Annotated in this window: 26 protein-coding genes; 10 read left to right on the forward strand and 16 right to left on the reverse strand. The window is 60.3% G+C overall.

Annotation, left to right across the window (positions count from 1 at the left end):
- The first annotated feature begins 56 nt into the window (after nt 1-56).
- Both FN828_RS03985 and FN828_RS03990 read left to right on the forward strand, forming a co-directional pair.
- Complete coding sequence (locus tag FN828_RS03985; RefSeq protein ID WP_142492104.1) at nt 57-1,430, forward strand: L-serine ammonia-lyase; 1,374 nt, start codon at nt 57-59, stop codon at nt 1,428-1,430.
- 149 nt (nt 1,431-1,579) lie between these two features.
- A complete protein-coding gene (locus tag FN828_RS03990) occupies nt 1,580-2,518 on the forward strand; it encodes a DMT family transporter (RefSeq protein WP_142492105.1) in 939 nt (312 codons plus the stop codon).
- On the opposite strand, the gene FN828_RS03995 is transcribed toward FN828_RS03990, so the two are convergent.
- On the reverse strand, nt 2,445-3,125 hold the full coding sequence (locus FN828_RS03995) for a thiamine diphosphokinase (protein ID WP_142492106.1): 681 nt from the start codon (nt 3,123-3,125) through the stop codon (nt 2,445-2,447). The two genes, FN828_RS03990 and FN828_RS03995, sit on opposite strands and share 74 nt — an antisense overlap.
- 136 nt (nt 3,126-3,261) lie before the next feature.
- Here FN828_RS03995 and FN828_RS04000 point away from each other — a divergent pair, with 136 nt between their 5' ends.
- On the forward strand, nt 3,262-5,112 hold the full coding sequence (locus FN828_RS04000; RefSeq protein ID WP_142492107.1) for a hypothetical protein: 1,851 nt from the start codon (nt 3,262-3,264) through the stop codon (nt 5,110-5,112).
- A 79-nt stretch (nt 5,113-5,191) separates the two neighbouring features.
- Here FN828_RS04000 and FN828_RS04005 read toward each other — a convergent pair whose 3' ends face one another.
- From FN828_RS04005 to FN828_RS04020, 4 genes are all read right to left on the reverse strand, one after another.
- A complete protein-coding gene (locus FN828_RS04005; RefSeq protein WP_142492108.1) occupies nt 5,192-6,163 on the reverse strand; it encodes a diguanylate cyclase domain-containing protein in 972 nt (323 codons plus the stop codon).
- Nucleotide 6,164: 1 nt separating this feature from the next.
- Entirely contained in the window at nt 6,165-6,752 is a 588-nt protein-coding gene (locus tag FN828_RS04010; protein WP_142492266.1) for a heme NO-binding domain-containing protein, read from the reverse strand.
- Nucleotides 6,753-6,820: 68 nt separating this feature from the next.
- Nucleotides 6,821-8,593 carry a DUF4153 domain-containing protein gene (locus FN828_RS04015; protein ID WP_142492109.1) on the reverse strand — a complete coding sequence of 591 codons (1,773 nt, stop codon included), beginning with the start codon at nt 8,591-8,593 and terminating at the stop codon, nt 6,821-6,823.
- 39 nt (nt 8,594-8,632) lie between these two features.
- Complete coding sequence (locus FN828_RS04020; RefSeq protein ID WP_142492110.1) at nt 8,633-9,331, reverse strand: HAD family hydrolase; 699 nt, start codon at nt 9,329-9,331, stop codon at nt 8,633-8,635.
- Nucleotides 9,332-9,468: 137 nt separating this feature from the next.
- Here FN828_RS04020 and FN828_RS04025 point away from each other — a divergent pair, with 137 nt between their 5' ends.
- Nucleotides 9,469-9,924 carry a MarR family winged helix-turn-helix transcriptional regulator gene (locus tag FN828_RS04025; protein WP_142492111.1) on the forward strand — a complete coding sequence of 152 codons (456 nt, stop codon included), beginning with the start codon at nt 9,469-9,471 and terminating at the stop codon, nt 9,922-9,924.
- A gap of 28 nt (nt 9,925-9,952) precedes the next feature.
- Here FN828_RS04025 and FN828_RS04030 read toward each other — a convergent pair whose 3' ends face one another.
- Nucleotides 9,953-10,237, reverse strand: a complete 285-nt coding sequence (locus FN828_RS04030) for a DUF3572 domain-containing protein (RefSeq protein ID WP_142492112.1) — start codon at nt 10,235-10,237, stop codon at nt 9,953-9,955.
- A 120-nt stretch (nt 10,238-10,357) separates the two neighbouring features.
- Here FN828_RS04030 and FN828_RS04035 point away from each other — a divergent pair, with 120 nt between their 5' ends.
- Nucleotides 10,358-11,764: a diguanylate cyclase domain-containing protein gene (locus FN828_RS04035; protein WP_142492113.1), complete on the forward strand. Its 1,407-nt coding sequence runs from the start codon at nt 10,358-10,360 to the stop codon at nt 11,762-11,764.
- Nucleotides 11,765-11,832: 68 nt separating this feature from the next.
- Here the strand turns inward: FN828_RS04035 and FN828_RS04040 are convergent, their stop codons facing one another.
- From FN828_RS04040 to FN828_RS04055, 4 genes are all read right to left on the reverse strand, one after another.
- Nucleotides 11,833-12,357, reverse strand: a complete 525-nt coding sequence (locus FN828_RS04040; protein WP_185958923.1) for a periplasmic heavy metal sensor — start codon at nt 12,355-12,357, stop codon at nt 11,833-11,835.
- 4 nt (nt 12,358-12,361) lie between these two features.
- A complete protein-coding gene (locus tag FN828_RS04045) occupies nt 12,362-12,736 on the reverse strand; it encodes a dihydroorotate dehydrogenase (RefSeq protein WP_235891393.1) in 375 nt (124 codons plus the stop codon).
- Nucleotides 12,729-13,313: an RNA polymerase sigma factor gene (locus FN828_RS04050; RefSeq protein WP_142492115.1), complete on the reverse strand. Its 585-nt coding sequence runs from the start codon at nt 13,311-13,313 to the stop codon at nt 12,729-12,731. Before FN828_RS04050 ends, FN828_RS04045 begins: the two co-directional genes overlap by 8 nt.
- 89 nt (nt 13,314-13,402) lie before the next feature.
- Nucleotides 13,403-13,981 (reverse strand): EF-hand domain-containing protein, encoded by a 579-nt coding sequence (locus FN828_RS04055; RefSeq protein ID WP_142492116.1) that lies wholly within the window; start codon nt 13,979-13,981, stop codon nt 13,403-13,405.
- A gap of 254 nt (nt 13,982-14,235) precedes the next feature.
- On the opposite strand from FN828_RS04055, the gene FN828_RS04060 reads away from it, so the two are divergent.
- Complete coding sequence (locus tag FN828_RS04060) at nt 14,236-14,625, forward strand: DUF983 domain-containing protein (RefSeq protein WP_142492117.1); 390 nt, start codon at nt 14,236-14,238, stop codon at nt 14,623-14,625.
- A 21-nt stretch (nt 14,626-14,646) separates the two neighbouring features.
- Complete coding sequence (locus tag FN828_RS04065) at nt 14,647-15,354, forward strand: NUDIX hydrolase (protein ID WP_142492118.1); 708 nt, start codon at nt 14,647-14,649, stop codon at nt 15,352-15,354.
- On the opposite strand, the gene FN828_RS04070 is transcribed toward FN828_RS04065, so the two are convergent.
- A complete protein-coding gene (locus FN828_RS04070) occupies nt 15,317-16,216 on the reverse strand; it encodes an EamA family transporter (protein WP_142492119.1) in 900 nt (299 codons plus the stop codon). The two genes, FN828_RS04065 and FN828_RS04070, sit on opposite strands and share 38 nt — an antisense overlap.
- A gap of 256 nt (nt 16,217-16,472) precedes the next feature.
- Nucleotides 16,473-17,519, reverse strand: coding sequence for an aldo/keto reductase (locus tag FN828_RS04075; RefSeq protein ID WP_142492120.1), 1,047 nt, complete (start codon nt 17,517-17,519; stop codon nt 16,473-16,475).
- A 301-nt stretch (nt 17,520-17,820) separates the two neighbouring features.
- Between FN828_RS04075 and FN828_RS04080 the strand changes: the two genes are divergently transcribed.
- The 3 genes from FN828_RS04080 to FN828_RS04090 all read left to right on the forward strand — a co-directional run bounded on the left by FN828_RS04080 (nt 17,821) and on the right by FN828_RS04090 (nt 22,414).
- Nucleotides 17,821-19,038: an MFS transporter gene (locus FN828_RS04080; protein ID WP_142492121.1), complete on the forward strand. Its 1,218-nt coding sequence runs from the start codon at nt 17,821-17,823 to the stop codon at nt 19,036-19,038.
- A 65-nt stretch (nt 19,039-19,103) separates the two neighbouring features.
- Nucleotides 19,104-20,816, forward strand: a complete 1,713-nt coding sequence (gene metG, locus FN828_RS04085; protein ID WP_142492122.1) for a methionine--tRNA ligase — start codon at nt 19,104-19,106, stop codon at nt 20,814-20,816.
- Between the two features lie 62 nt (nt 20,817-20,878).
- Nucleotides 20,879-22,414 (forward strand): acetolactate synthase large subunit, encoded by a 1,536-nt coding sequence (locus FN828_RS04090; protein WP_142492123.1) that lies wholly within the window; start codon nt 20,879-20,881, stop codon nt 22,412-22,414.
- Between the two features lie 124 nt (nt 22,415-22,538).
- Here FN828_RS04090 and ribD read toward each other — a convergent pair whose 3' ends face one another.
- The 4 genes from ribD to FN828_RS04110 all read right to left on the reverse strand — a co-directional run bounded on the left by ribD (nt 22,539) and on the right by FN828_RS04110 (nt 25,157).
- Entirely contained in the window at nt 22,539-23,630 is a 1,092-nt protein-coding gene (gene ribD / locus FN828_RS04095; RefSeq protein ID WP_268987196.1) for a bifunctional diaminohydroxyphosphoribosylaminopyrimidine deaminase/5-amino-6-(5-phosphoribosylamino)uracil reductase RibD, read from the reverse strand.
- On the reverse strand, nt 23,627-24,094 hold the full coding sequence (gene nrdR / locus FN828_RS04100) for a transcriptional regulator NrdR (RefSeq protein ID WP_142492124.1): 468 nt from the start codon (nt 24,092-24,094) through the stop codon (nt 23,627-23,629). Before nrdR ends, ribD begins: the two co-directional genes overlap by 4 nt.
- Before the next feature lie 138 nt (nt 24,095-24,232).
- Nucleotides 24,233-24,649 carry a secondary thiamine-phosphate synthase enzyme YjbQ gene (locus tag FN828_RS04105; RefSeq protein WP_142492125.1) on the reverse strand — a complete coding sequence of 139 codons (417 nt, stop codon included), beginning with the start codon at nt 24,647-24,649 and terminating at the stop codon, nt 24,233-24,235.
- An 88-nt stretch (nt 24,650-24,737) separates the two neighbouring features.
- Entirely contained in the window at nt 24,738-25,157 is a 420-nt protein-coding gene (locus tag FN828_RS04110; RefSeq protein ID WP_142492126.1) for a hypothetical protein, read from the reverse strand.
- Between the last annotated feature and the right edge of the window lie 79 nt (nt 25,158-25,236).

The raw sequence follows: 25,236 nt of genomic DNA on the forward strand, positions 1-25,236 counted from the left end.
CGCCCCCAAACACCGCAATCCATGCTAGACACCCAGAAAACAACAGGGAATCCGCGATGTTTCTGTCGGTCTTTGACATGTTCAAGGTGGGCGTCGGCCCGTCATCCTCGCATACGATGGGACCAATGGTTGCCGGTGCGCAATTCCTTGACTTGCTTAGAAATTCCCCTTTCGAGGCGCATGGGTTGCGCGCCTCTTTACATGGGTCGCTGGCCTTCACCGGGATCGGCCATGCCACGGATCGCGCCACGATTCTGGGGTTGGCGGGGTTTACGCCTGACAGTTACGATCACGCCCGCGCTGAAACCGTTCTGGCCCAAATCCGCGACACGGAAACCGTTTTGAACGACGGCCTCAACCCTCTGCAATTCAATATAAAATCTGATCTTATTTTCGATTATGACCACCCCTTGCCCGGTCACGCCAACGGTATGATCCTGATGGCCACCGACGCCCAAGGCGACGTAATCTTGCAGGAAACCTACTATTCCATCGGTGGCGGTTTTGTGATGACCGAAGCGGAACTTGCCGCAGGCAAAGACACAGACGAAGGCGCCCCGGTTCCGTTTCCGTTCAAATCCGCAGCCGAAATGCTGGACATGGCGGCGAAATCCGGAAAATCTATCGCCCAGATGAAGCAGGCGAATGAAATTTCCCGAAACGGGGCCAACGGGCTGAAACCCGGCCTGACCCGCCTATGGGATGTGATGAACGACTGTATCAATCGCGGCCTGACCACCGACGGCACCCTGCCCGGCGGGCTAAGTGTTAAGCGCCGCGCCAAGGCCATTCATGACGCGCTACAGGCCGAACGCGGACTGAACATATCTGCGCCGCATGTGATCAATGACTGGATGTCGACCTATGCGATGGCCGTGAACGAAGAAAATGCCGCCGGTGGGCAGGTCGTCACCGCCCCGACCAATGGCGCCGCGGGAGTGCTGCCCGCAGTCATTCGGTATTGGCTGGATCATGTTCCGGGCGCAACTACATCAAAAATAGACGAATTTTTACTGACAGCCGCCGCCATCGGTGGGCTGATCAAATATAACGCCTCTATTTCCGGTGCCGAAGCAGGCTGTCAGGCCGAGGTGGGCAGCGCCGCCGCAATGGCCGCCGCCGGATTATGCGCCGTAATGGGTGGCACACCGGAACAGATTGAAAACGCCGCCGAAATCGCGCTGGAACATCACCTTGGCATGACCTGCGACCCGGTCAAGGGGCTGGTGCAGGTGCCCTGTATCGAACGCAACGGGCTGGGCGCGATCAAGGCGGTTTCCGCCGCTTCTTTGGCGTTACGCGGGGACGGGCAGCATTTCGTCCCGCTGGATGCCGCGATTGAAACCATGCGCCAGACCGGCCGGGACATGCACGAACACTACAAGGAAACCTCGCTTGGAGGTCTGGCCGTCAACGTACCCAACTGCTGAGCGCGCCTTTTGATGTTGGGCGCGCTGCCTGCATTCATCTTGCCAAAAATACTCATTTCCCACCCCATCCACCGCCGCACCGTCCCATCCGCCAGATACCGTACCCACACGGCATTGCCCGCCCCCGGTTTCGGCCATAGCCTGCCCGGATGACCCAAGACCGCCCCCTTCTTGGCATCTTGCTGATGCTTGGCTTTTGCACGCTGGCCCCGCTGGGCGATGCGCTGGCAAAACTTGCCGGGGCGGCGCTGCCTGTGGCGATGATCCTTGTCACCCGTTTCATTGCGCAGGCCGTGTTCCTGTGGCCGCTGGTGCTGATGACCGGGCGGCCCTGGCGGTTGCGCGGGCGATTGCTGCGCCTGACGATCTGGCGCACCCTGCTGCATATTGTGGGCATCGGCATGATGTTCACCGGGCTGCAATATCTGCCGCTGGCCGATGCGATTGCCATTGCCTTTGTCATGCCGTTCATCATGCTGTTGCTGGGTAAGGTCGTCCTGAACGAGGAGGTCGGCCCACGCCGTCTGATCGCCTGCACTGTCGGTTTCATTGGCACTTTGCTGGTGATCCAGCCCAGCTTTGCCGCCGTTGGCGCGCCTGCGCTTGTGCCACTGGGCGTTGCCGTTGGGTTTTCGCTGTTCATGCTGATCACCCGCCAGATCGCCAAAGACACCGACCCGGTCGCGCTACAGGCCGTCAGCGGAACAATGGCCACGCTGGTTCTGGCCCCTGTCCTTATTCTTGGCACAGTGATGGGGCTTCCGGCCCTGTCGATCACCATGCCGGACATGGGGCAGTCCGTGCTGCTGCTGTTGATCGGGCTGGTTGGCACATTGGCGCATCTGCTGATGACATGGTCACTGCGCTTTGCCCCGTCGGCCACGCTGGCCCCGATGCAATATCTGGAAATCCCCATCGCCACCGTGATCGGCTGGGCGTTGTTTCACGATCTGCCGAATGGGCTGTCTGCCGTGGGGATTTGCATCACCATCGGGTCTGGTCTGTATGTCGTGTTCAGGGAACAGGCCATCCATCGCAGGCCCGCAAGCCCCGCACCGCCGCCGCCAGCGCCGCCAGCGGCAGAATAAGCAGCATCGCAGGGGCGTGCATATCCAGCCGCACCGGACCCAGCGCCCGGTTTGACGTGCCAACCCGCCCTTCCGGCGCGAATGGCAGCCCGTCAATCGGCCATTCCAGCCCCGATGACCGCCCCGTTACCTGCCCCATTGGAAACAATGACACCAAAGATCCCGGCGGCAAATCCAGATCAATCGCAGGCGGACACAATAGGATTATTTGATGTTCGGTTAACAGGATGCAGCGTTTCCAAGGCCGCCGCGTCAGCACGTTAAAACACGCCAGCATATGATCCAGCCGGTCGCCATTGAACCCGACCCCGATCATCATGGGGGCCTGCACCGTGCGCAGCGCCTTATCAAAATCGGTGCTGTCCTGTTCTGAAATCCGGGTCAGCCGCGCAGGACCAACAGCCCGCCGGGCCTGTGCCGAAAGGGAATCCAGATCGCCAATCACCCGTTCGGGCATAACATCATGCCCCAGCGCCACATCGGCCCCGCCATCCACCGCCACAACACGCGGCGCAAATTCACGCGCCAAGGCCAGCACATCCGCAGATGCGCCCCCTGCCCCAATCAGTGTGACGGGATCATCAAAACGAAAAACCGGCTTTTCCATAGGGTGTTTAGTGCCTGTTAACCAACGGGATCACAATATTGCCATGAAATGATACTGTAAAAACCCAAGATTCGTTCCGAATTGGTCTGGTTCCTCATGGTAAACATGAGACCAAATAACCAGGAAGCGAGTAGTCATGGTAAACACGAGTAAAATTCTGACGGTCTCCTACGGCACCTTCTCTTGTACGTTGGAAGGGTTCGACGACTCGTTCGATATGATGAAAGCCATCGCGGAATATTTCCGCGATCTGGCGCAGGATGACCGCTATTTCGGGGCAGAACCGCCCACACCGGACGCCGAAATGCTGGCGCGGATTGCCGAACGCGAAGTTTCCCGCCGGGTCGAGGCGCGGCAGGAACGCGGTGCGATTGTACTCCGCCCGTCGCCCGAGGCACCGGAACCCGTTGCCGAAGCCCCCGTGCCCACACCGGCGCCTGAACCGGAAGCGATTGAAAAAGCGCCGGAAATTACGGCTGCCCCGGTTGTGGACACCCACCAGCCCGAACCGGAGATGATCGCGTCGGAAACAGTTACCCCTGACGAGCCCGAAGCATCCCCCGCACCCAGCTTTGACGAGGATAGCATCGCCGCGAAACTGTCTCGGATTCGTGCCGTGGTGTCCCGCTCTGCCGACGCGCAGCCATCCGAAACACCAACCTATTCCGAGGATCAGCACGCCGAGGACTTCGACGACAGCTCTGCCGCGTCAATCGCTGCCGCCCTGCACAGCGACACCGCCGCGCCCGAGCCATTCGATGCCGAAGAAGAAGACGACCTGATCGGGGATTTCGCCGTAGCGGCCCCCGCCGAATCGGAACAAGACGCCCAAGCAGATACAGAATCCGATTGGGACGAACCGCAGGATCAAAGCGCACTTTATCCGGGCGAAGACCCCCAACTGGCCGAAGATATTGCAGCCGCCGAAGCCACGAATGAGGGTGACGAACCGGCAGACGATCTGGCGGACACCCCGATCGAGGCCAGCGAACCAGCCCCGCAACCGCTGCGCGCCCGTGTGATCCGTATGAAGCGCAAGGATTTCGAGGCCGCAGTTGCCGATGGCGCACTCACCGCAGAGGATGAGGCGGACAATCAAAGCCTGTCGCCCGAAGCCGAAGCCGAATTGCTGAAAGAACTGGCCGCAGTCGAAGCCGAGCTGAATCTGGATCTGGACATCGACGATCAGAACGCAGACGAAACCGGCTCGATCTTTGCCGATGATGTCGAAGAAGAAGCGCCCGCAGCACCGCAGCAACCACGCCCACAGCGCCCCGCCGGAGCCGAAGCCACAACCGATGTATCGCGCCTGATGGACAAGGCAGAAGAGGAAATGGAACGCCCCGACGGCGCCCATCGCCGCAGTGCAATCGCCCATCTGCGCGCCGCAGTTCAGGCCACCCGCGCGGAAACCGAAGCAGGCGGCGGGCTGAATCGCGGCGATGACAGTCTGGATGCCTATCGCGACGATCTGAACAGCGTGGTGCGCCCCCGCCGCCCACGCCCCGCAACCGCGTCGGATCAAGGGGAAACCCCGCGCCGCCCCGCACAGAAACCCGCACCGTTGAAGCTGGTGGCAGAACAGCGCGTAGATACGGTGGCACCTGCGCCCGCCCCACAACAGGTCGTGCGTCCCCGCCGTGTGATGCTGACCGATGTTCAGGACGATCCGGCACCGCATCCGCTGACCGAAGGGGCCGCCAGCTTTACCGAATTCGCGGAACAGGCCGGGGTGAAAAACCTGTCAGACCTGATGGAAGCCGCAGCGGCCTATATGTCTTATGTCGAAGGTCGGCAAAAATTCTCGCGCCCGCAACTGATGAACAAGGCCCGTCAGGTCGAAGAGTATCAGTTCAGCCGCGAAGACGGATTGCGGTCTTTCGGGCAATTGCTGCGTCAGGGCAAAATCGAAAAGCTGAAAGGCGGGCGCTTTACAGTCGCCGACGATTTGATCGGGTTCAAACCGGCCAACCGTGCCGCAGGCTGACAGCGGCTTGGTTCAAAACCCGATCCGACGCCCACAGAACACCCCGGCCCAACGCCGGGGTTTTCCATATTCCACCATATTATTCTACATGGAAACTATGCCGCGCCCGCCCCTGCCGCTTCGAGGAATACAGCGCCTCATCCGCATCCTCTAACATATCGCGGGCAACTGGCGGATCGTAATCCACCGACAGCACAATCCCCAGACTTGCGGAAACCCGACAATCCTGCCCGCCATAATGAATGGGTTTTTCCAGACGTGCGATCAGGCGGCTGGCAATGCGCGACAGGGTTTCACGTTTCTGAATACCCGTCAGGATCAAGACAAATTCATCCCCCCCGACCCGCGCCACTGTGTCATCCTTGCGCACCTCCTCGACCATGATCCGGGCAACCCGTTGCAGCACATGGTCCCCCGCAGCATGGCCCATTGTATCATTCACCGCCTTGAAGAAATCCAAATCCAGATGCATCAGCGCAAAGGCCTGTCCCGCCCCGATCAGCCGCGCCAATATGTGATCCATCGCGCGACGGTTCTTCAGCCCGGTCAGCGTGTCGGTAAATGCCTGTTCTTCTGCGGCAATCTTAGCCCCCTGCAACCGCATATTCAGCTTGCGGCTGGCTTCCATCGCGGCGGATTTCGCTTCGATCAGATACAGCATTTCAATCATCATATCGGTCGCTGCAAAATCTGCATTGGTCAGATCGTAGTCCCGGATGCTATCCAGCACTGAAATCCCAAATGACAGGTTCAGGATCGTCACCGGGCCGCATGGCATCAACACCCCCTTTAGCGCGGTTTTCGGATCATCGGCAAATTGCAGATGCAGCTTTTCACCCGGACATTCGACAAGCTGGCTGAACCGGGACAGGCGGGGGCGGGTCAGGTCGAACACATCCAACAGCGGTAGCCCCGCCAGCCTGCGCTGTGGCCGCAATTTGCACAGCGTCGGCCCGGCGTGGCGGATCACCCCATTGGCATCCAGCATCGCATACATGGGACACAGCACATCCATTAGGCCACGGATTGCGGCTTCGCTGACCTGTTCCATGTCAGCCCTTCCCCGCGCTGAGGGTGAAACTTCGCCCTTCTGCAAAAGCGGTTTCCACCAGCGCAATATAGATTACATCGTCCCCCGGCCCACGATGGCGCAGGTCCAGAAACACCAACGCGCCGTAATCATCCGCCATCGTCCGCAGTACCCCCAGCATCACGGGACCAAACCCATCACGATCCGACCGCACATGCAGGTGCAAACAACTGTCCCGGTCATCATGCAGTTCCAGCCTTGGCAATTCCAGATCGGACACAGCCATCCGCGCCCTATCCGGCAAATCATCCAAAGAATGCAGAAATTCCATGAAATCGACGCCGCCAAAGCGTAACAAACGGCGCAAGGCTTCTGCATTGGGATGGGACACCAGATAGGTTCCGATGTCTTCTAACACCTCATCACGCGGCTTATTCAGCAACGATACGATCCCGCCCAAAACCTGATCCGTCAACGCGTCGTCATAAAATAGCATCGCCTCGAACCCCGAGGCATCCAACGCAACGCCGCGCGCCACGTCCATCCAGATTTCTTCGCCATATGTATCGCGCACAAAACACTGTATTGCGCGGTTGATCAGCCCGTGCATACCGCCCACCATTCCTCTGTTCGTGGGTCGAGTGTGGCGGTGCTTTCCTTAACAAGCCCTCAACATATTCAATTGTCAGGAAATAGTATCAGATCACCGATATGCAGGGCGTTCACCTGCGCAGGGGCGATGGCATACGCGCCATCCAGCACCCGTTTGATGACCAGCGCCTTCAAATTCACCCAACGCCCGTCCGGCAGGTTACGCAAATCACCGTCACGTTCCAGCATGTCGCCATTCAGCCGAACCGCCAGTGCTTCGGCCCTGTTATTCGCTGTCCGAAACAAAATGACGCCCTGCTGCATCTGAAGGTCCGGTCGGAACGCCACCTCCAGATAGACGCAACCGGGGCTGCCATCCTCGAAGGTCATGCTGCATCCCTGACGGATTTGAGCGATCAGGTATTCGGGCAGTTTGCCAAACGCCCCACCCGGCAACCCAACCCCTTCGGGGCGCAGGGGGATCAGTTCCGCCAATTGTCCGGCCTGTTCTGCCGGTGTCGCTTGTCGCTGATCGTCGTTATACTCGTATCGGCTTGCCTTGGCGTTCGCCTTGGCCGCCAATTCCAAAACCCGGTCCCGCTGCGGTAAATCCGACACATCCGAAAGCTGCGCCAATGCCGCCCTGCCCGGTAATCCCCAGCGATGCGCCATTTCCCACAATGCCGCGTTTTCCGGCGCGACCCGCCCCGCCGCAATCCGCGCCAATTGCGACTGCGCCGACAACCGTTCTGCATTCAGGATCGGGGTCAGCCACAACACCGCCAAGACCAGAGACAACAAGGCCATGCCGATATTCACGCCGCGCACCCGTGCGCCCCAATCGCCGGGCCACAGAACCAGCGGCGCATAGGCCAGCCCGTACAGCATCACCATACCCACGCTTAGCGCCGCCAATACCCGCTCGGGCGTCCAGCCATAGGTCAGAACCCGGACACCGATGCCCCACACGGCCAGCACCGCCAGCGGCACCACCATCACCGCCAGCGCCTTTACCCCCCAGCGCATCGGCCACGCAAAGACCTGATGAAAACCATCACGATCCACGGACACCGTGATCAGGGTAATACAACCAATCGCAACAGCGGTCAGCGTCGCGGTTTCCGACGTGAAATTCAGTACCTCGTCCAACCCTGTCACAAATACCGCCAGCAGAAACAGCGCCAGAACGGGGACGACCATCGGCACCAATAAGCGCAGCAGACGCAGCAGCAAATGCGGGGATACATAGTCTTTCCATTCATGTGCCACGGCCAACGCCAGCCCCAGCACCGTCCCGGTCAGCACGAATGGCACCGCATCCACGCGGATCATCCGTTCAATCGCATCAATCCCCACCAAGGACAGCAGCGCATCGCTCAGATACAGCACGCCCCAGAACACGCCTGTGAACAGACCCGCAGCAGCAAAGCGCACCAAAATTCCCCACGCGGTCTGAAACAGCGCGGCATAGTCCCGCCACGCCCCCCGGCCATATTCCAGCATCACCGATAGAAACGGCGTTCCCACCAGATAGATCATCGCCAAGGCAACCATTGGATGCCCCGCTTCGATAAAATCGGCAGCCGAGGGAAAGCGCAGGCTTCCCCAAATCGTCAGCCCGGCAATCATCACCGCTACCCCCGCCGCCGGGGCCAGCGCCCGCGACAGTTGGATGGGGCCAGTCAGTGCCATAACGTGAACGAAAAAGCTTAGAATCGCCAGCGTCAGGAACATTTCCATCCGATCATGGCCCAACAAGGACGGCAGTTCTGCAGTCAACCACCACAGTGAAAAGCCCCCCGCCGCCCCCACAAGCGCCATCAGCAGCCGGGTCCGTGTCCAATCCTCGGTCTGTTCCATATTGCGTTTCCTTTTCGGGGCGTCAGGACGACGAACAGGCTAGCCCGTCAGCGAATCCAGCCAAACCGGGATATGACCAATATCGGGCAGAACCGCATCGGCCAGCGGGGCCAACTCCCCGGCCAGTGCGGTGCCGGTCAGAACGCCCAGCGTCCGCATCCCGGCACGACGCCCCGCCAGCAGATCATGGGTACTGTCCCCCACCATCACCACGGTTTCCGGCTCCAGTCCGACATGATCGGCGAATGCCAGCAAAGGCCGGGGCGATGGTTTGGCCCCAAATCCGCTGTCGAATCCGGCGATGAATTGAAACTGCGCCTCGACGCCTGCTTCGGACAAATGTGCGCGGGCTGCATACTCAGAATCGTTGGTCATCACGCCCAGCATCAGCCCCCGACCAGCCAGTTCGGCCAAAAATGGCGACAGCTCCACCGCCGGGGCCAGTGTAGCTTCGGTCGCGCGAATGCTAAGCAACGCTTCCAGTTCGTCAGGTTCGTATTGCGGCAATACTGCTGCCAAAGCCAGCGCCACCTGATCGTTGGACCCGGCAATGAACGGGCTATCCGGCAAAAAACCGCCATCTTGCAGATCGTAACACACCACGCGGGCAACGGTTGCCATCAGCGCCGGATCGTTCCCGGCAAGCTCTGCAATCATCCGCCCGGCCCAGCCATCCCACGTCTGGCGAAAGTCAAACAATGTGCCGTCCTTGTCGAACAGAAGCCCTGCAATCCGCATATTCCCGCCTCGTTGTTCCGCGCGATTGTATCTGGTGTCAAACTGCCCGCACACCGAACAATTGGCAAGCCGCATCCCGCCCGGTTTCCATCGGGGATCGCTTGACTTTCGCCCCCGGTTCGGGTCGCTTGTGCGGCATGAAAACACTGCCCCCCTATCGTTTGCACACTTCGCTTGGTTATCACCTTTCTATTGCCGCCCGGCTTCAGGAACGGCGGCTGGATGAACAGTTGAAAACGCTGGGACTGACCCGCACGACATGGTGTATTCTGCTGGCTGTCGGGAACGAGGATTTATGCCAACCTTCGGATATTGCCGAATTCGTGGGCATCGACCGCACCGCCACGTCCCGCGCCCTGCGGCATATGGAAGATGACGGCCTGTTGGCCCGCTCCTCGGGAACCGAAGATCGCCGCACCCGACGCGTTGAACTCACCCCCAAGGGGCAGCAGGCCATCGCCACAGCCACGCCGTTTGCCCGTGAAAATGCCGATCTGATGTCAGACCTTTTGTCCCCCGGAGAAGAGGCCGAACTAAAACGGTTGCTGACCAAATTGCGCCAGACAGGCGATTTACGGCTGAAAACGCTGTAACTCTCCGCCCGGTGCCAGCAGCGACCGCTCAGGTCCAGTGCATGACCTCGCCCCCCGGCAAGGCAGCCCGCGCCTGCATCAGGCGCTCATAGGGCATTGCCTGCGCATCGCAAAAGGCGATAACCCACTGGTCGTCCATCAGCAGAAAATCCAGCACGGACCCCAAAAACGCCGGATCGCCTGCGCCGGTTTTCAGCTCTTCGATGCCTGCGCCGGTTGACCCCATAAAGATGGGCAGCAATTCATCATTTCCGATCAGCCATTCCAGCGCCCGAAGCGCCAGTGTTTCGGCGAAATCCTGCGTCACAGCCATCTGCGTCCGGTCTCTTTAACATTTGGTTACTCTTTCTTAACCAATCCCACGAAATAAAGGAGCATTCAAGCTGACCCCTCCTGCACCCCAAGGGTGCGCTGATATCAACCAAGGCCCCTCATGACTGGCAAAATTCTGATTATTGACGGGATTACCACCAACCGGATCAGTCTACGCGTCCGGCTGTGCGCCGCATATTACGAGGTGGCGCAGGCCGCCACGGGGGCCGAAGGGCTGGCAATGCTGGACACCGCCCGGCCCGATCTGGTGCTGATTTCATCAACCTTGCCGGATATGAAACCGTGCGACCTGTGCCGTAGTTTGCGGCAAAACCCTGCGCAGGGCGATCTGCCGGTGATTGTTCTGGATACCGCCCCCACACGCGAACGCCGTCATGCCGCGTTGGCCGCAGGGGCGGACGATACGCTGGACCGCCATACCGAACCCCGCCTGTTGCTGGCCCGTCTGCGCAGCCTGTTGCGCGGCGGGACCAGCCGCGAAGACCGGAACCTGCATTCCCATGCCCGTGCCTCGGTCGGGTTTGCAGAACCGACGACTGCCTTTACCCAAAAGCCCCATGTGGCGCTGATTTCCGAAGATACCGGGCGCACGCTGACCTGGGTCAAACGGCTGGAACGGCTGCGCCCGTGGCGGTTTTCACTGCATTCGCCGCGTGCGCTGTCACTGGATTTCGGGCAGGATGGCGTGCCGGATGTGATCGTAATCGCGGGCGGCTCTGGGGATGAACCCGATCTGGGGGCGGCCCTACTGGCGACATTAGGGGCGCAGCCCGGCTTTCGGCGCTGCAAGTTTTTGGTTGCCTTGCCCGACACCCGCCCCGATCCCGCCGCCCAAATGCTGGACCTTGGTGCGCATGATCTGATGACCGGCCCCTTTGACGCGGACGAGGCTGTCTTGCGTCTGGATCAGCTTTTGCGACGCAAAGCGCGGTCCGATCAACTGCATGAAACCCTTCAAAACGGTCTGCGGGCGGCCTTGATCGACCCGCTGACAGGGCTGCATAATCGCCGCTATGCCCTGCCGGAATTGGGGCGTCTGGTCGAAGAGTCAGCCAGAAACAACACCGGACTGGCCGTTATGCTGGCCGATCTGGACCATTTCAAACGGTTGAATGACAGCTATGGCCATGCCGCAGGCGACGCCGTTCTGGCCGAGGTATCCCGCCGCCTGCGCGGCGCGATGCGCCCCGGCGACCTGCTGGCCCGCTACGGTGGCGAAGAATTCCTGATCGCCTTACCTCAGCTTAGCCCATCGGAAGCCAGACAAGCCGCAGATCGGCTGTGCCGGGCGGTGGGGGATTTGCCCCTGACGATCCCCGGCCACGCGCAACCATTGCCCGTTACCATCAGCATCGGGCTGGCCGTCATGGCCCCCCAGCCTGCAGAAATGAATACCTGCGCTCAAACCCGCATTACCGGGCTGCTATCCCGCGCGGACCGGACACTATACGGTGCCAAAGCAGACGGGCGCAATCAGGTCACGATGCTGGACCGCCCCGCAGCCTGATCCGCCAAATACAGAAAACGGCCCACATCGGGGCCGTTTCGCACGCCTTCAACCACCGCAAAACGGGCTTAGTCGCGGTCTTTTTTCCAATCCTTCTTATGATCGTCGCGGTGCTTCTTCAGCCCCTCTTCCAGCCGATCCGCGAAACCAGCCCGTTCGCTGTCACTCATTGCGGCCAAGCGATCAATCAGCATCCGCTGCCCCAATTCCTGCCGTTCCATCCCGCCCTGCAACTGGTTCATCAAGATCGTTTCGACCTTGGCCGCGTCATAGGGCGTGGCGCGCAATGCTGCCAAAACATTGGCAAACTCGGCGCGGATTTCCTCGCGCGAGGGGCGCTGACTGCGATAGGCTTCGCGCATCTGTTTACCAATGGCGCGGCGATCTTCGCGGCTCAGCGCGTGGGTGTATGGTCCCACCACCATATCCAACCGGGGCGGATGACGTCCGTCCTTGCCGGGCGCGAATTTCCACGCCGCCCCCGCAATGATCCCAACCACAGCCAGATTCATCGCCAACGAAGCGAATAAAACACCTTTTAGCCAAGGGCGCATTCCCGTGCGGGTCGTTTTGGTTTCCTGCGTCTGGGTCATGTCTTTACCCCTCTGCCATCGCAAATTCATAACTGGGCATCAGATCAACCAGATATTGATCCGTCACAGTCGTTCCTAAAAAGCTTTCCGCCGTGGTCATAATGGATGCAGGCGGGTTCACCCCGATCCACAGCCCCGCCACACCAGCAGTTGCCAACCCAGCCACCGCAGGCCAGCCGCCAATCGCCGCCAATAGCTGCCGCAACCGTGACGGCGGTCGGGGGGCCACAGTCACCGGCGCAGCCGCCGCCTGCGCGTCCAGCGCATCCGCCAGCACCCGCGCCATGAAATCGGGCGCAGGCACGACATCTTGCGTGCGCATATCGGCGAACATAGCGTCCAGATCGAAATCTTCGGTCTTTTTGTCCATCTCAGCCATCTGTATACCCCAATTCCTCGCGTCGACCGGCCAGAATGGCCGCCAGCGCCCGTTTGCCCCGTGCAGTCAGACTTTCGACCGCTTCGGTGCTGATCTCCATAATCTCGGCAATCTCGGGATTGCCCAAGCCTTCGATGTGCCGCAGCACCACCGCCTGACGCTGCCTGTCCGGCAGTTCCGCCAAGGCATCGCGCAGTGCCGCCATCCGCGCCGCATTCTGCATATCGCCTTCGACCCCGTCGCGGTCGTCTTCGGGTTCCGGAACCGAATCGATATCGACATTGCGCTGCTTCCGCAGCCGGTCCGTGCAAAGGTTGGCAACCACACGATACAGCCAGGTTGTCACCTTCGCCTCGCCCCGCCGCCAGTCGGGGGCGATTTTCCACAGCCGCAACATGGCGTCCTGCGCCACATCCTCGGCCTCGGCCCGGTCGCCCAGCATCCGCATCGCCTGCCCGAAGGCACGCGGCGTCAATCGTATGTTCAGCGCACGCGCAGCATCCGGGTCGCCATTGGCATATAACACCAAAAGCGCATCGTCCGACACATCCGCAAAGGCATCAAAGGGCATCTTCATTGTCCTTTTGCCGTATCCTTTCGGCAGGTCCGGGGCAATGCCCCGAAGGACCGGGGCGACCTGCGCCGCCCCCGCCCAACAGTCACCGATTACTGGCCGCGCTGACGCTGGCAATCGCCTTTGCCTTCACCTTTGCCCCAGCCGTGGCCATCACCACCGTGGCGCATCATGCGATCCCCATGCCCCATGCGGTCATCTTTTCCGCCCATGCGCTTTTGCATTTTATTCTGCATCTGGGCCATTTCCTCGGCCGAGATTGCCCCGTCCTTGTCAGCATCCAGACGGTCGAACATTTTCCCCTGCTGCTTGGGCTGCATTTCCTCAAGGCTCAGCTTGCCATCGTCATTCGCATCGCGATCCACGATCATGTGCTTGGCCTGACGGGCCATACGATCCGCCATTTGCTGTTGACGCTGGGCCACGATTTCTTCGGCGCTCAGGGTGCCGTCCTTGTCAGTATCCGCCGCATCGAAGCGGGCTTTGAAATGGGCAGCGATTTCTTCTTTGGTGATCTTGCCATCGGCGTTGGCATCCATTTCTTCAAAGTTGAACATTTCACCACGCGGGCCACCGAAATGGCCGCCCATGCGGTCCTTGCCAAATGCCAGCGCCGCGCCCCCGGTCAGGGTCAGTGCCGCAACGGTCGAGATCAGAATTGCACGTTTCATTTGCGTTCTCCGCTTTTCAGTTTGCTTTTGAAACCGGCCATTCAGCCCGTTTTCTGATCACTAAACGGGCCTGTCGTGCAGTTCCGTCGCGCCTCATCGAAAAAAATGCGCCCCATCACGCAGCCGTGACAGTGCTGTGATCGCCCCCCCTTGCATCCCGGTTTTGCGACATCGGGACGCAAGGACAATGCGCGGGCTTTTTATTCTTGATCTCCTGACGCAATTTCCCCGGTCTATGGAAACGCGAGGAAACCATGTCTGACAACGCCGTTCACGTTCACGAACGCCCCACCTGGCCGGCCATCATGACCGGATGGAAGCGCAAATGCCCCAATTGCGGCAATGGCCCTATGCTCAAGGGCTATCTGGGTGTGCGCAAATCCTGCCCCGTCTGCAAAGAAGAATTTCACCATCACCGCGCCGACGATGGCCCGGCATATTTGACGATTTTGATCGTTGGTCACTTGATGGCCCCGCTGCTTTTGCTGGTATTTGAAACATGGCGCCCGGAACCTTTGGTTCTGTTTACCATCTTCGCTATTGGCACCGTCGCCCTGTCGCTTTACCTTCTCCCTCGGTTGAAGGGGGCAATGATCGGGTATCAGTGGGCGCATCGGATGTATGGGTTCGGCAAAGCCGATTAAGCCTCCTGCGAGGGAGGAAACATGACGCAAGACAAAACCGCTATCCGAAACGCAGCTACGGTCATCGTGCTGCGCGATCGTTTGAATGATCCGCATGTGCTGATGGGCCAGCGCGGCGCGACCGCTGCTTTCATGCCCAATAAGTTCGTCTTTCCCGGCGGCGCGGTGGACAAAGAGGACGCCGCAATTCCGCTGGCCACACAGTTGCAACCGATCTGCCGTGATCGGTTGCTGGAAGATGTCGAACAGGATCTGACCCATGCGCTGTCCGTGGCCGCGATCCGCGAATTATGGGAAGAAACTGGCCTGATCCTTGGGCAAAAAGGCGAATGGGACATGACCCCGCCCGCCGATTGGGAAAGCTTCGCCGCCACGGGCCACGTTCCGGCAGCGCATCCGCTGCAATTCGTGTTCCGCGCCATCACCCCGCCGGGCCGCCCCCGCCGGTTTGATGCCCGGTTTTTCATGATCGACGCCGATGAAATCGCCAGCGATCTGGATGATTTCGATGCCGCCTGTGACGAGCTTTCGCACCTGCAATGGATTCCCCTGCCCAAGGTGCGCGAATTCGATCTGCCGTTTATCACCGAGGTCGTTTTGGCGGAAATCGCCAAACGCGCCCACGATCTGACGCCACCGGATTCGGTTCCGTTCTTCAAGAACAACGAAGAACAGAACCTGTTCCTGCGCCTTAAAGGAGTAGGACCAATGACAGGACGCTCGCACTGATCAACGCGATCCCGGCGCTTTCGCGCCGGGTCAGCCGCTCTTTGAAGACCAGAACCGACGCGGCTATGGAAAAAATTACCTCGACCTGCCCCACGGCAAAAACATAGGCCGCATTCATCAGGGCAAAGGCCGTAAACCAGCCCAGCGACCCGCCCATGCTGGCAATCCCCATCCAGATAGATTTGCGCCACGATCCCAGAACCTTGGCCATCTGTCCGGGTTCTTTCCAGATCACCCACAGGCTTAGCCCCAGCGCCTGCGATGATGTCACCACCACCATCGAAGCAAGCGACCGCATCAGCGTATCGTCGCTAACCACCTCCAGCGTGGCCCCCCGATAGCCCACGGCCGACACCGCAAACAAAGCCCCGGACAGCAGACCCAGCCCTGCGCCCTTGTTCATGAACCGCCGCCAGCCACGGCCACCGACGTTTTTCATGTCGGACAGCACCAGCACGCCGACCAGACCCAGCAGGATCGCCACCAACCCGCCCAGCGAAATCCGATCCCCCAGCACCACGAATCCGGCAAGGGCCGTTTGCACCACCTCGGTTTTCTTGAAGGTGATCCCGACCGCGAAATTGCGTTCAGCAAATAGGGCCACCACGCACCACGTTGCCAGAATTTGCGCCAGCGCACCGCTTAGCGCATAGGGCAGAAACAACGCCCCGACATCAGGATAGCCCTGCCCGTTCCACCAAATATAGCCCGTCGCCAGCACAACGACAAAAGGCGCCGAATACAGAAAGCGGGCCAAGGTGGCACCGCCCGCAGACAGCGTTCCCATCGCCAACATTTTTTGCAACATAAACCGCAACGTCTGAAACGCCGCTGCGACAACCGAAATCAACACCCAAGTCATTCACGCCTCCGCCTGACCGTCTTGCGCCAGCCGGTCCGCAGCGTGCTGCCGCCGGTCGTGTGTTTGCGCCCCTCGTCGGCAATAGGCCCGATTTCTACTTTGACCTCAACGCCTAACTACTGCCACTCGCCCGGCACGAAACCAAAGGCACGGGTTTTGAAGACCCGCCCCCGATCAGGCATAACCTGAACATACGAGAATCACCGCCCCCCGCCATACCAAGTGGGGGGCGCAATCGCTTGGCACTTGTGACGGTTCAGAACGGCATCGGATGGGCGCGATGCACCTCGTTCAATTCGGCCAAAACCTCCTCTGACAGCGTCAAATCCGCCGCCCCCAAAGCGCGCTCCAACTGCTCCAGCGTGGAGGCCCCGAAAATCACCGACGTCATAAATGGCCGCCCCGCACACCAAGCCAGCGCCATATGCACCGGGTCCAGCCCGTGCCGCGCCGCCACCGCCAGATAGGCATCAACCGCCGGAAACACCCGTTCCGTCCGGCGTCCCCCCAATTCAGGCACCAAGGACATCCGCGACCCGTCTGGGACTGCCCCATGCTGATACTTCCCCGTCAGCAACCCGGCGGCCAAAGGCGAAAATGCCAACAGGCCAATGTCTTCATTCACGGCCATCTCGGCCATATCCGTATCGAACAGACGGCACAGCAGTGAATATTCATTCTGAACCGACGCCACACGCGGCCCGCCCATGCGCTCTGCCGTCATCGCCCACATGGCGCATCCCCACGCACTTTCGTTGGACAGGCCAAAATGGCGGATATTGCCTTTGTCCACCTGTTGCTGAAGCGCCCCCAACGCGTCTTCCATATGGCCCAGTGTTGCCCCCCGGTCCTGCCCCGTCGGATCATAAGCCCAATTCTTGCGGAACATATAACTGCCCCGGTTGGGCCAATGGAACTGATACAGGTCGATGTAATCAGTCTTCAGCCGCCGCAAAGACCCCTCGATCGCCTCAGGAATCGTCGCCGAGGATATAGGCGCCCCATTCCGCGCATGTTTCATGCCTTCGCCCGAATGCTTGGTCGCCAGAATATAATCGCCGCGCCGCGCAGGGTGGGCGGCGTTCCAATTGCCGATGATCTCTTCGGTTCGTCCAATCGTTTCAGCCGCAACCGGGTTCACGGGATACATCTCTGCCGTGTCGACAAAATTGATCCCGCGCGCCAACGCCATGCTCAATTGCGCATGGGCCACGGTTTCCGAGGTCTGCGTCCCAAAAGTCATGGTGCCCAGGCACAACTCTGTCACATCCAGCCCGGTACGTCCCAGCGGTTTCGTTTTCATGCGTCCTATCCCCATTGAAATGTCATGCAATCTGTCGCGCAACATACCCGGACAAAAGGAAAAAACCAGCAATGAACCCTATTGTGCGCCTGACGGCGCTCATGTTCCTGCATCGTCGGCCTCCGGCCTCCTCGTCAGGTCTTGGGGCGTGGCCCCAAACCCCAGAGTATTTTTCATCAGAAAGAAACCAAATTGCTTCTTTCTGATCTGAAATACTCTGGGGGTAAGGGCGCAGCCCGAGGGGGCAAAGCCCCCTTTTGAAAGCGCTTGCCTTGTACGCAGATTACGGCAGGTTGGGATCATGCGCATGATCATCTCTTTTGCCGCCCTGTTTCTGTCCGTGATTCTGCTTCAGCTCTCGTCTGGTGGGGTTGGGCCGCTGGATGCCTTATCGGGGGCGCAGCTTGGGTTTTCCACCGGGCAGATCGGCCTGTTGGGGTCGGCGCATTTCATGGGGTTTTTCGTAGGGTGCTGGTGGGCACCGCGCCTGATGGGAACGGTTGGACATTCCCGCGCTTTCGCGGCCTTTACCGCTGCCGGCACCATTGGGTTGATGTCTCATATGATGCTGGTTGGTCCGTTGACATGGGCCGTGATGCGGATGGGGACCGGGCTGTGTGTGGCCGGGTGTTACACGATCATCGAAGCATGGTTGCAGGCCAAGGTGACAAACGAAACACGGGGCCGCGCGATGGGGGTTTACCGCGTGGTGGATATGGGGGGATCGCTGGTGTCGCAAATGCTGATCTCTGTTTTGGCCCCGGCCAGCTATGTTTCTTATAATCTGCTGGCCATTCTGTGTTGCGCCGCCTTGGTTCCGCTGGTGCTGACCCGCGCGGAACAGCCCGAAACCCCCGATGCCCCCCGTTTGCGCCCGATGCTGCCGGTTCGTCGCTCCCCTTTGGCGGCTGCCGGGGTGATCGTGGCGGCGCTTTCCAGTGCGTCCTTTCGGATGGTTGGCCCGGTGTATGGACAAAAAGTGGGCCTGCCCGCCGATCAGATTGCGTATTTTCTGGCCGCATTCGTGGCCGGTGGGGCGATTGCGCAATATCCGATAGGTTGGCTGGCAGATAAATTCGACCGGCGTTGGGTGCTGATCTGGCTGTCTGTTGCGGCAATTATCTCTTGTACCGTGACGGCGCTGACCCATGACCTGTCTACCGCAGGCATTCTGCTGACGGCTGGTTTTTTCGGCCTGACCACATTCCCCATTTATTCGGTTGCCGCCGCCCATGCCCATGATTTCGCCGAAAGCCATGAACGGGTCGAACTGTCTGCGGCCTTGATGTTCTATTTCGCGCTGGGGGCCATTGCCGCCCCGCTTTTGGCGTCGTGGCTGATCGAGGCTTTTGGTCCCCCCGCCATGTTTGTGTTGATCGCGGCGGGTCATGCGGTGCTGATTGTGTTCGGCCTGATCCGGATGCGCGCCCGTCCGGCCCCACGCCGTACCCGCTATGTCTGGAGCCCCCGCACCTCGTTCCTGATTGGTCGCCTGATCGGCCGCAGCCGTGACGATTAAGGGTGCTGGCACACCCGGCCCCCATGCGCTAAAGGGGTCGGGAAACGGACGAAGGGTACGCGTATATGGCACGGCATCTGATCACATCGGCAATCCCCTATATCAACGGGATCAAGCATCTGGGCAACCTTGTGGGCAGCCAATTGCCCGCCGACCTGTTCGCCCGCTACCAACGCGCCCGCGGAAACGAGGTGCTGTTCCTGTGTTCCACCGATGAACACGGCACCCCGGCAGAGCTGGCCGCCGCGAAAGCAGGGCAGCCCGTTGCCGAATATTGCGCGGAAATGCATCAGGTTCAGGCCCGCATCGCCGAAGGTTTCCGCCTGTCCTTTGATCATTTCGGTCGTTCCTCCAGCCCGGAAAACCACCGGCTGACGCAGCACTTGGCGGGCAAGCTGGCCGAAAACGGGCTGATCCGCGAAGTCAGCGAAAAACAGATGTATTCCAAGGCCGATGGCCGTTTCCTGCCGGACCGCTATATCGAAGGCACCTGCCCGAACTGCGGCTTCGACAGCGCCCGTGGCGACCAGTGCGACAACTGCACGAAACAGTTGGACCCGGTGGACCTGATCAACCCGCATTCCACGATCAGCGGCTCGACCGATCTGGAAATGCGCGAAACCAAGCACCTGTACCTGTGCCAGTCCAAGATGAAAGACCAGCTTGAGGCATGGATCGACAGCAAAACCGACTGGCCGGTACTGACGACATCCATCGCTAAGAAATGGCTGAACGATGGCGATGGCTTGCAGGATCGTGGCATCACCCGTGATCTGGATTGGGGCATTCCGGTGAAAAAGGGCGAACAGGACTGGCCCGGCATGGAAGGCAAGGTGTTCTATGTGTGGTTCGACGCCCCCATCGAATATATTGCCTGCGCACAGGAATGGGTGGACGCTGGCAAGGGCGACAACTGGGAACGCTGGTGGCGCACCGACAAGGGCGCCGATGACGTGACCTATACGCAGTTCATGGGTAAAGATAACGTGCCGTTTCACACGCTGGGGTTCCCCACAACCATGCTGGGTTCGGGCGAGCCGTGGAAGCTGGTGGATTACATCAAATCCTTCAACTACCTGAATTATGACGGCGGTCAGTTCAGCACCTCGCGCGGGCGTGGAGTGTTCATGGATCAGGCCTTGGAAATCCTGCCCGCCGATTACTGGCGCTGGTGGCTGCTGTCGCACGCGCCGGAATCTTCGGACGCTGAATTCACCTGGGAAAATTTCCAGGCGTCTGTGAACAAGGATCTGGCCGATGTGCTGGGCAATTTCGTGTCGCGCATCACCAAGTTCTGCCGCTCCAAATTCGGCGAAGTCGTCCCCGAAGGCGGCAGCTATGGTGACGCCGAACAAACCCTGATTGCTGATCTGACCGCGAAAATCGCCGCCTATCAGCAGTTCATGGAAGAAAAAGAAGTCCGCAAGGCTGCACAGGAATTGCGGGCGATCTGGGTGGCGGGCAACGAATACCTGCAAGCTGCCGCGCCGTGGTCCACCTTTAAGACCGACCCGGAACAAGCCGCCGCACAGGTGCGTCTGGGCCTGAACCTGATCCGGTTGTATGCGGTTCTGTCCTCGCCCTTTATCCCTGATGCCAGCGCCACGATGCTGGCCGCGATGCAGACCGAAAATGGCGATTGGCCCGATGACGTGCCCGCCGCGCTGACCGCGCTGGCCCCCGGCCATGCCTTCACCGTGCCGGATGTGCTGTTCGGCAAAATCACCGATGAACAGCGCGAGGATTGGCAGCAGCGTTTTGCGGGCATCCGCAGCTAACACTCTTGGCCTAGGCCCAAAAACATGCAAACTCCCTTTCGGAAGCGAGAGGGAGTTTTTTCATGAACGGCGCAGAAAGCCTTGTCCAAAGCCTGTTGAATGCAGGGATTGATACTTGTTTTGCCAATCCCGGCACCAGCGAAATGCACTTTGTATCCGCGTTGGATCGACATGCGGGTATGCGTTGCGTGCTGGGCCTGTTCGAAGGCGTGGTGACAGGTGCCGCCGATGGCTATGGCCGGATGATGGACAAACCAGCCATTACCCTGATGCACTGCGGCCCCGGCCTGACCAATGGCATGGCCAATCTGCATAACGCGCGGCGCGCCAATACGCCCGTGCTGAACCTGATCGGGGATCAGGCCGACACGATCGTTCATCTGGACCCGCCCCTGACCGCCGACACCACGGCGCTGGCGCGTACCCTGTCCGTCTGGACCCGCCGCAGCAACAGCGCCGCCCGTGTGGCCGCCGACGCGATGGAAGGCATCCGCGCCAGTCTGGAAGGCCCCGGCGTTGCCAGCCTGATCCTGCCGTCCGATGCGGCATGGACCGAAGGCGGCGAACTGGCCGCCTATCTGCCCCCCGCCGCCCCAACCGGCCCCACCGGGTTGGCTGTGGACCGCGCTGCGGCAATGCTAACCAACGGCAAGAAAACCGTGTTGCTGCTGTCCAACCGTGCCCTGCGCGAAGCCCCGTTGGAAATCGCGGGCCGCATCGCCCATAAAACCGGCGCTCGGCTGATGACCCTGTCGCAAATCCCGCGCCTACAGGCCGGGTTGGGCCGCGTTCCGGTGGAACGTATCCCCTATAACGTGGACCTGTCGATCAAGGCACTGGCCGGGGTGGAACAGATCATCCAGATCGGTTCGCGCGAGCCGGTGAATTTCTTTGCCTATCCAAACAAGCCCAACACCCCCATGCCCGAAGGCTGCGAATGCCTGATGGTCACGCGCCCCGAGCAGGATCACATGGCCGCGCTGGACGCCATCGCGCAAGCGGTACAGGCCAAGGACGCCGCCCCGCTGTCCGCCGCCCCGGATCACGGCACCCTAAGCGGCGCACCGACACCCGAATTGCTGGGTGCGGCGATCAACCAGAACCTGCCCGAAAATGCGATTATCGTGGATGAAAGCGTCAGCTATGGCCGCGCCCTGCTGCCCGCCTTCAGCACCGCCAAGCCACATGATTACCTGCACCTGAACGGCGGCGCGATTGGCTTGGGCATTCCGATGGCCACCGGGGCGGCTGTGGCCTGCCCGGGTCGTCGCGTGGTGGCATTACAGGCAGACGGATCGGCGCTGTACACCGTACAAGGGCTGTGGACACAGGCCCGCGAGGGGCTGAACGTCACCACCGTGATCCTGTCCAACCGCCGCTATGCGATCCTACAGGGCGAAATGACCGCCGTGGGTGCCAACCTTGGCCCCGCCGCGCAGGAATTGTTTGAACTGGATCGTCCAGCAACGGATTGGCAGGCCATCGCCAAAGGGTTCGGTGTTCCGGCCACGCAGGCTACTGATATGGAAAGCTTTGTGGATCAGTTGAACCGCGCCAACGCCACCCCCGGCCCCAGCCTGATCGAGCTGATGATCTGATACGGGAAAGGGGGCGATGCCCCCGCCCATCCAATAACAATCAGGCCGCCAATATGCGGTCATACCATGTGCCGACGTGGGCGGCGCATGGGGTACTATCCAGCCACCACCGGGGGCTTTCTTTCTATATTCGGGTCCAGCGGTGGAACACATCCGGGCCAATGGCGCGGGTTTCAACCAGTTGAAAGCGCGGTGCCTCGGCCAGACGGTCCAGACCCAAAGCCCCCAGCGCGGGCCGTCCTTCGGCCCCAAGCGCCACACCGGCGGTAAACCCGATCAGTTCATCCACCAATCCGGCGCTTAGCAAAGACGCCGCCAACATGCCCCCACCTTCGCAGAAGACACGGGTCAGCCCCTGTTCCCCCAATCGGCGCAACACCGAAGCCGGGCAAATCTGTCGGCTTTGCAGATCGCATTCCAGCAGGGTCGCGCCCAACCCTTCCCACGTGTCGCGCAACATCGGGTCAGGGTTAGGGCCATGACAGATCCAAACCGGAATTTCGCGCGCCGTGCGGGCCAGATTGCCCATCAGCGGCAAATCCAGATGACGGGATACGACCACACGTACCGGCTGCCGCACCGGGGGAAAATCGCGTACCGTCAGCGATGGATCATCGGCCCGCGCTGTTCCTGCGCCCACCATCACCGCATCATGCCGCGCCCGCTGCGCCTGTACCAGATGGCGGGCGGGCGGTGCAGTGATCCATTGGCTTTCGCCCGATGCGGTGGCAATGCGCCCGTCAAAGCTGCTGGCCAGTTTCAGCGTCAGCCACGGGCGGCTTTCTTCGGTCTTCAGGAAAAATCCAGCCAGATCATTTGCCGCTTCTTCGGCTAATAGGCCCGTTTGCACCACGATCCCGGCATCGCGCAGCATCGCCAGACCACGGCCTGAAACACGCGGATCGCTATCGCCCGCAGCCACCACCACACGGGCCACACCCGCCGCAATCAACGCATCGGCGCAGGGTGGGGTTTGTCCGTGGTGGGAACATGGCTCCAACGTCACATAGGCCGTTGCCCCCCGTGCTGCGGCCCCGGCCTGCGCCAAGGCCTGCGGTTCAGCATGAGGGCGTCCGCCCGGCGCAGTCCAGCCCCGCCCCACGATGCGCCCCTCCTTCACGATGACGCATCCCACGGCGGGGTTGGGCCAGGTATTCCCCTGCCCCCGGCGGCCCAATGACAGGGCCAGCCGCATGTAACGCAGATCGTCGCTCACTCTTCTGGCGCAACGTGAGGGCGCAATTCCGATACGAATTTATCGAAATCACCCGCCGCTTGGAAATTCTTGTAAACGCTGGCAAACCGCACATAGGCCACGGTGTCGATCCGGGCCAAGGCCTCCATCACGATTTCCCCGATGGTTTTGCTGGGAATGTCGGTTTCCCCCATGCTTTCCAGCCGCCGGACAATACCGCTGATCATCTGATCAATCCGTTCCGGTTCCACCGGGCGTTTCTGCATGGAAATCCGGATCGAGCGTTCCAGCTTATCCCGATCGAAATCTTCGCGCCGACCGTTGGATTTTATCACCACCAGATCACGCAGTTGCACCCGCTCATAGGTCGTGAACCGGCCACCACAAGCCGGGCAGAACCGACGCCGCCGGATCGAAACGTGATCCTCGGCCGGTCGTGAATCTTTTACCTGAGTGTCGATATTTCCGCAAAACGGGCAACGCATTGCCGATCCCTCTCTTTCATCACCGCCTCTTTGGTGTTGGGTTTGGCCCCAACTTATCCACAGCCACTATAGGGGGGCCGCTAGAGTTTGGGTAGAGGGGAAATGAAACCGCAAAACCAAGGGTCTATTGCGCGATTTTCACACCAAATGCGCGACGACCTGTCGGCTATGCGGGCGGTTGCGGTGTTCAAACAGATAAATACCCTGCCATGTCCCCAAAACAGGCCGCCCCTGTGCGACCGGGATCGACAGGGACACAGGCATCATCGCGGCCTTGATATGGGCGGGCATATCATCCGGCCCCTCATAGGTATGGGTCAGATAGGACATGGACGGATCCGTTGTGGGCGGCACCAAGCGATGAAAAAACGCCCGCAAATCCGTTTGCACCTCGGGGTCGGCATTTTCCTGTATCAGCAAACTGCATGACGTATGGCGCACGAACAGGGTGAGCAGCCCATGCTGTCCTCCCGTCCCCGCGCACCAGCGGGTCACATCGCGGGTAAATTCATAAAGCCCCTGCCCCTGCGTGGCGATTTCAAATGTGGTTTGCACTGGCCTTCTCCTGCCGCAAAGGGCCGGGTGCGGTCCCCTCCCCCTTGAACCGCGCATTGTTTTTGAAACGCCGAAATTCGGGGCTGGATCAGGGAATGATATCCGGCCCGTCAAAACAATACTGACGGGCGGAATCCACAGACAGGGCGTATCCCTTCTTGGACAATGACAAGACCAAATCACCCCGTCCCCCATCCGGCAACTGTGCAACAACCGGATGCGTCGGATCGGTGGTAAACGTCACAGCCGTCCACCCCGAACGCGTCACGGACGGGGCGCGGCCTTGTACCAGATACACCCGCTTGTTTGGGCCAAGCCCCAGTTCGTGAAAGGCATAGGCGCCCGCAGCGCACCAAAACATTGCAGGCCCAGCCCCCGGATGGTTCAACACCTCGAACTCCTGCCGTTCGCCCGACAGGGTATTCACCGTCATCAAATCTTCCATATTGCGGGCATCCGCCGCCATCGGCAGGGCCACCAACGCCGCCATAAGCACAACAGATTTCATAACATTCCCCCGTCGACTGAACCGATCACACAGCAATATAATACAAAACCCCGGTGATCATAGTACCAGCACAGTCACA

Origin of the sequence: Thalassovita litoralis (assembly GCF_900182725.1) — a bacterium.
Classification (GTDB): Bacteria; Pseudomonadota; Alphaproteobacteria; order Rhodobacterales; family Rhodobacteraceae; genus Thalassobius; species Thalassobius litoralis.